This is a genomic window from Streptomyces sp. NPDC007971, assembly GCF_042958635.1.
Lineage (GTDB): Bacteria > Actinomycetota > Actinomycetes > Streptomycetales > Streptomycetaceae > Streptomyces.
In genome coordinates this window covers 374,364-380,593 of sequence record NZ_JBIBJK010000002.1, presented here as the reverse complement: position 1 = coordinate 380,593, position 6,230 = coordinate 374,364, and the positions used below count along the sequence as shown (strand labels likewise).

Here is a 6,230-nt window from a genome sequence, read left to right as displayed (position 1 = left end):
TGCCGCCGAAGCTGCCGAAACTTCCCAGGCTGCTCCCGAAACGCAAACCCCGCCCCGAACCCCTCGTGAAGGTACGCGTCCTGCCGCCGAAGCTGCCGAAACTTCCCAGGCTGCTCCCGAAACGCAAACCCCGCCCCGAACCCCTCGTGAAGGTACGCGTCCTGCCGCCGAAGCTGCCCAGGATCCGGCTCGAGCGCCCACGCCTGAAGCCCTTCCGCGAGCGCAACCAGGTCGTCGTCGGCGCCGTCGGCCTCACCGTCTTGGCGCTGCTCACCTTTGCCGCCTTCAACGCCGACAGCCTGCCGCTGATCGGCGGCGGCGACACCTACAGCGCGGCCTTCTCGGAGGCCGGCGGGCTCAAGCCGGGCGACGAGGTACGGATCGCCGGGGTCAAGGTCGGCAAGGTCGAGGGCGTCGACCTGGACGGCGACCACGTCAAGGTGACCTTCAAAGTGAAGGTCCGTCCGACGTTCGGTACCGACACGGGTGCGTCGATCCGTGTCAAGACGATCCTTGGCGCGAAGTACCTGGCCCTGTACCCGAAGGGGCCCGGCCAGTTGAAGCCGGGCAGCCAGATCCCGCTCCGGCGGACCGTGTCGGCGTACGACGTCGTCCAAGCCTTCAGCGACCTGACGACCACCACCGAAAAGGTCGACACGGACCGGCTCGCGAAGGCACTGGACACGATCTCTGTCACCTTCCAGGACTCCCCCGAGGAGGTGCGGGCGTCGGTCAAGGGGCTGGCGCGGATCTCCCGGACCGTCGCCGCCCGTGACAAGGCGCTGCGCGGGCTCCTCGACCATGCGAACGGAGTCACCGAGGTGCTGGCCGGTCACACGAAGGACTTCTCCGCCCTGGTGGAGGACGGTGACGCCCTGTTCAAGGAGATCGACAAGCGGCGCGCGGCAATCCACAAGCTGCTCAAGAGCTCCGCGCTGCTGGGCATCGAGCTGTCCGGCCTGGTCGACGACAACAGCAAGGAGATCGGGCCCGCACTGAAGAACCTCAACACCTTCGTGACGATGCTCGAACACAACCAGGCGACCCTCGACCGCAGCGTCCGGCTGCTCGCCCCCTACGTGCGGCTCTTCACCAACACCCTCGGCAACGGCCGCTGGTTCGACTCCTACATCCAGAACCTGGTCGCCGCCCCGGTCACGCCACGGACGGGAGGCACCCGATGACCCGCAGACTCCCGGCCCTGTTCACCGTGCTCGCGATCGTCGTCGGCCTCGCCGTCGTCCTGTGGCCGAGCGCCGGCCCCGTCCGCGTCACGGCGTACTTCCCACGCACCGTCGGCATCTACCCCGGCTCCGACGTCCGCGTCCTCGGCGTCCGCATCGGCGAGGTCAGGAAGATCACGCCGGAGGGCGACCGGGTGCGGGTGGAGCTGGAATACGACCAGGGCCGCAAGGTCCCCGCCGACGCACAGGCCGCTATCGTCACCTCCTCGGTGGTCAGCGACCGTTACGTGCAGCTGCTGCCGGTGTACCGCAAGGGCGCGGTGCTGCGGGACGGAGACGTCATCCCAGAGTCCCGTACGGCCGTCCCCGTCGAGCTGGACCGGATCTTCGACAGCTTGCACACCACCGCCGAGGCGCTCGGCCCGAACGGCGCCAACGAGAAGGGCTCGCTGTCCCGGCTGCTCGGGGTGAGCGCGGACAACCTCCACGGGCAGGGCGAGAACCTCAACCAGACAGTGGAGGACCTGTCCCAGGCGGTCACCACACTGTCCGACGGACGCGGCGACCTGTTCGGGACCGTGCGGAACCTTCAGGTGTTCACGGCCGCGCTGGCGGCGGACGACACCAGCGTGCGGTCGTTCAACACCGACCTCGCCGACGTGGCCGGGCAGCTCGCCGGAGAGCGCAAGGATCTCGCGGCCACGCTGAAGTACCTGGCCGCCGCACTCGGCGACGTGTCCGGCTTCGTGAAGGGCAACAAGAAGGCGCTGACCTCGGACGTGAAGGGCCTGGCCAAGGTCACCGAGGTCCTCGTCACCCAACGGGACGCTCTGGAGGAGCTGTTGACCGTCGCCCCCACAGGCCTGTCGAACCTGCAGAACGCCTACAACCCCGCCGCCGGCACCCTCGACACCCGCAACAACGGACAAGCCTCGCAGGATCCGTCATCCCTTCTCTGCTCGATCCTGAAGACGACCGGCGACGACCACGACAACTGTGCCGGGCTGAAGAAGCTCTTCGACTCCCTGCCCAAGGTTCCGTCGGCCCCGGCGTCGACGGGCACGGTCGACAAGACCCTCGGCGGAATTCTGGGGGCACCGGCATGAGCGTGCAGCGCAAGGGGCGGGTGGCCGCCTGGATGGCGGTCGGCTCGCTGCTACTGACCGGCTGCGAGTTCAACGGCTGGTACGACGTCCCGCTCCCCGGCGGCGCCGCCTCGGGCGGTCACGCCTACCACGTCACCGTCGAGTTCCGGGACGTCCTGGACCTGGTGCCGCAGTCGGCGGTCAAGGTCAACAACGTCACCGTCGGCACGGTCGAGAAGGTGGAACTGGACGGCTGGCACGCCCGCGTGCGGCTCAGAATCGCCGACTCGGTGAAGCTGCCCGGCAACGCGGTCGCCGATCTGAGGCAGACCAGCATGCTCGGCGAGAAGTACGTCGCCCTGTCCGCGGCGGCCGGCACGCGGCCCGTCGGGCGGCTCCGCGACGGCGACCGCATCCCGCTGTCCCGCAGCGGCCGCAACCCGGAGGTCGAGGAGGTGCTGTCGGCCCTGTCCGCGCTGCTCAACGGAGGCGGGGTGGCCCAGCTGAAGACGATCAACGTCGAGTTGAACAAGGCCCTCAGCGGCCGCGAGGACCGGGTCAGGTCCCTGCTGAAGCAGCTCGACACGTTCCTCGGCGGCCTCGACGACCAGCGGGCGGAGATCGTGCGCGCGCTGAAGGGCGTCGACCGGCTCGCAAAGCGGCTGAAGAAGGAGAAGAAGACGATCGCCCTGGCCGTCGACACCATGCCGCCCGCCCTGAAGGCCCTCGCCGACCAGCGCAAGGACCTGACGAAGATGCTCACCGCCCTGTCCAGGCTCGGCAAGACCGGCACCAGGGTGGTGAAAGCCACCCACGACGACGCCGTCGCCAACCTGAAGAATCTCCAGCCCATCCTGCAGGAGCTGAACAAGGCGGGCGACGACCTGCCCAACTCCCTTGAAATCCTCACCACTTACCCGTTCCCGCGCAACGCGACGGACGCCGTCAAGGGCGACTACGTCAACCTGAAGATCACCGCCGACCTCGACCTGGCGGACCTCTACGGCAACGTCACCGGCAAGCCGGGCAAGGGCGGGAAGTCCCCGGCGCCGGGGACGCCGCATCTTCCCGGCGTTCCCACTCCCACCCCTCTCCCGTCCACCCCGTCCCTGCCTGGCACCCCGTCCGTGCCCTCCGTACCCTCCGCGCCCGTGGTGCCCTCGGCACCCTCCGACGGCAGCACCCTGCTGTGCCCGCCGGTGTGCACCGCTGCCTACGGCACCGGGGGCGGCTCGCGTCGCCTCCCGCCGGGGGTCGATCTCGGACTCGCCGAGCTGATGCTGAAGGGCATGCTGCCGTGATCACACGTACGGTCAGGGCCCAGCTGCTCGCCTTCGCGACCGTCACCGCCCTCGGGGTGTCGTACGTCGGCGCCCGATACACGGGCCTGGTGGACGACGTCCTGCACCGCGGCTACACCGTGCGCGCCGACTTCGCCGAGTCCGGAGGCGTCTTCCCCGGCGCCGAAGTCACCTACCGAGGTGTACCAGTGGGCCGCGTGGGCGACCTGCAGCTGACCGGGTCCGGGGTCTCGGTGGCGCTGAAGATCGAAGACGGCGCTCCGAAGATCCCGGCCGACACGCTCGCGGTCGTCGCCGACCGTTCGGCGGTGGGGGAGCAATACGTCGACCTCCAGCCACGGCGGTCGGGCGGGCCGTACCTCACGGACGGCAGCCCGATCCCGCGCAGCCGCACCCGGACCCCGCTGCCGGTCACCGACCTGGTCCTCAGCCTCGACCGGCTGGTCAACTCGGTGGGCAAGGACGATCTGCGGGTCACCGTCGACGAGCTGGGCAAGGCGTTCGCCGGCACCGGACCGAACCTGAGCCGGCTGGTGGACTCCGGCGACGCGCTGGTGGAGTCGGCATCCGAGTCGCTCCCCCAGACGGTCTCGCTGATCGACGACTCGCGGAAGGTGCTCAGGACACAGGCCGACCAGGGCTCGGCCATCAAGTCGTTCTCCCGCGATCTTGCCGCGCTCACCGAGCAGTTGAAGTCGAGCGACGGCGATCTGCGCCGGCTGATCGACACCACTGTGCCCGCCGCGCAGGAGGTCGACTCCCTGCTGAAGTCCACGCGGCCGCACGTGCCGGTCCTCCTGGCCAACCTCATCAGCGGCGGCCAGATCACCGTGGCCCGGCTGCCCGGCGTCGAACAGGCCCTGGTCACGCTCCCGCTCAATGTCGCGGGCAGCTACACGGTCATCCCCGGCGACGGCACCACCCACTTCGGGCTGACCGTGAACGCCGACAACCCTCCCGCATGCACCCAGGGCTACGGCACCCAGCGGCGCGACCCCGCCGACACCGGCACGCGCCCGGCGAACACCGCCGCGCACTGCACGGCACCGCGCGGCAGCAAGACCTCGGTGCGCGGAGCGCAGAACGCGCCCGGCGCGACGACCGGTCGGTACAGCGCCGACCAGGCCGCGTTCGTGGCCCCGTACGACCCGGAGACCGGCACCGTGACCGGCCCGGACGGAACGCCCGTCGAGATCGGCTCGACGGGCGGGGAACAGACCGTGTTCGGAAAGGAGTCGTGGCAATGGCTGCTCGTGGGACCGATGGCGTGAGGGGCGGACGCATGAGGCTGCTGTCGGCGGGGCTCGTCGCCGCGACCGTGTTGACGAGCGTGTCGTGTGTCTGGCTGGGCCTGAAGCTGTCCGACCAGCACGCGGCGGAACAGCGCCGCCAGGACATCCTGGCGGCGGCTCGCCAGTCGGCGCTGAGCTTCACCTCGCTCGACTACCGGCACTACGACCGGGACAGCGGCAATGTGCTGAAGGGTGCCACCGGCGAGTTCAAGAAGGAGTTCGCCGCGCAGACCGCACAACTGACGAAGCTGGTCGCGCAGAACAAGTCGGTGTCCGAGGGGCAGGTCCTGGAAGCGGGCATCGTGCGGTCCGACGCGCGCTCGGCCCGGGTCCTGGTCGTGGCCGACAGCAAGGTGACCAACACCGCCGCGCCCGAGGGCCAGGCGCGCACCTACCGGCTCCAGCTCGACCTCGCGCGCGTGGCCGGCCGCTGGCTGACCTCCGACGTCGCGTTCGTGGGCTGACCCACTCGTGAGGCCATCGATGAGGAGAGACACCGTGGCGAACCCGACCTCCCGCACCCGCGGCACCGGCTCACCGGCCCGCCGCACCATGACGGCGGCCGCCCGCGCGGCAGCCAAGCGCACCGGGCGGCCCGCGCGCCCCGAGCGCGGTGCCCGCCAGGAAGAGCAGACTCCCTCCGGGCGCACCCTGCTCGTCGAGGCCCCGGCGAACGGCTGGGAGGATCCGCCGGAGCCCGAGTCGCCCGAGTCGTTCGAGGGGGAGCCGGAGGACGGCGCGCCCCCGCGCAAGGCCGAGCGGGGCATGCTCACCGCGGCGCTGGGCGTCGTCCTCGTGGCGGCCCTGGTTGCGGCCGCAGTACTCGGGTGGCATGACCGGCAGGGGCGCCAGGCTGAGCAGGCCCGCGGCGAGGCCCTCGCGGCCGCGCGGAAGGCGGCGCCGGTCGTGCTGTCGTACGACTACCGGCACCTGGAACGGGACTTCTCCCGAGCCCGCGCCCTGCTGACCGGGCACTTCCGCGACCAGTACGGAAAGACCACGAAGGCGGTGGTCGCGCCGACCGCGACGAAGTACCACGGCGTGGTGAAGGCGACCGTGGCCACACCCGCCGACGGCGGCGCCCCGGCGGTCTCCGTCGTGTCGGCCACACCGGACCAGGCCGTCGTCCTGCTCTTCGTCAACCAGGTCACCCAGAGCACCCGGGTCCCGGAGCCCCGGCTGGACCTGAACCGGGTGCGTATGACGCTCACCCGCACCTCCGACGGCTGGAAGGTGAGCGGCGTCGACGCCCTCTGACCAGGCCTTGGTAAGTGCCCTCGCGCAGTCACGCGAGGGCACTTTTTCGTGGGGAATGGGGTGCGGCCCGAAGGGGAGTGCCACCGCTGTGACCGCAGACGGCCACGCTTG

6 protein-coding genes are annotated in these 6,230 nt (G+C 70.4%); all 6 read left to right on the top strand.

Annotated features, from left to right (window positions below; genetic code table 11):
- Positions 1-182 precede the first annotated feature (182 nt).
- Genes ACFZCP_RS05545 through ACFZCP_RS05520 form a run of 6 tightly spaced genes read left to right on the top strand, consistent with a single transcriptional unit; the run spans position 183 to position 6,119 of the window.
- Positions 183-1,184, top strand: a complete 1,002-nt coding sequence (locus ACFZCP_RS05545; RefSeq protein WP_391424707.1) for an MCE family protein — start codon at positions 183-185, stop codon at positions 1,182-1,184.
- The gene (locus tag ACFZCP_RS05540; RefSeq protein ID WP_391424276.1) at positions 1,181-2,290 is read left to right on the top strand and encodes an MCE family protein; all 1,110 of its coding nucleotides are present in this window, start codon (positions 1,181-1,183) and stop codon (positions 2,288-2,290) included. The genes ACFZCP_RS05545 and ACFZCP_RS05540 overlap by 4 nt, the downstream gene beginning before the upstream one ends.
- A complete protein-coding gene (locus tag ACFZCP_RS05535; protein ID WP_391424274.1) occupies positions 2,287-3,570 on the top strand; it encodes an MCE family protein in 1,284 nt (427 codons plus the stop codon). Before ACFZCP_RS05540 ends, ACFZCP_RS05535 begins: the two co-directional genes overlap by 4 nt.
- Positions 3,567-4,841, top strand: coding sequence for an MCE family protein (locus ACFZCP_RS05530; RefSeq protein ID WP_391424273.1), 1,275 nt, complete (start codon positions 3,567-3,569; stop codon positions 4,839-4,841). Before ACFZCP_RS05535 ends, ACFZCP_RS05530 begins: the two co-directional genes overlap by 4 nt.
- A gap of 11 nt (positions 4,842-4,852) precedes the next feature.
- The gene (locus ACFZCP_RS05525) at positions 4,853-5,326 is read left to right on the top strand and encodes a hypothetical protein (protein WP_362680960.1); all 474 of its coding nucleotides are present in this window, start codon (positions 4,853-4,855) and stop codon (positions 5,324-5,326) included.
- A gap of 34 nt (positions 5,327-5,360) precedes the next feature.
- Complete coding sequence (locus ACFZCP_RS05520) at positions 5,361-6,119, top strand: hypothetical protein (protein WP_391424271.1); 759 nt, start codon at positions 5,361-5,363, stop codon at positions 6,117-6,119.
- Positions 6,120-6,230: the final 111 nt, after the last annotated feature.

Coding starts and splice junctions, on each gene's coding strand:
- ACFZCP_RS05540 (WP_391424276.1), top strand. CDS start 1,181: ATGACCCGCAGACTCCCGGCCCTGTTCACCGTGCTCGCGATCGTCGTC.
- ACFZCP_RS05535 (WP_391424274.1), top strand. CDS start 2,287: ATGAGCGTGCAGCGCAAGGGGCGGGTGGCCGCCTGGATGGCGGTCGGC.
- ACFZCP_RS05525 (WP_362680960.1), top strand. CDS start 4,853: ATGAGGCTGCTGTCGGCGGGGCTCGTCGCCGCGACCGTGTTGACGAGC.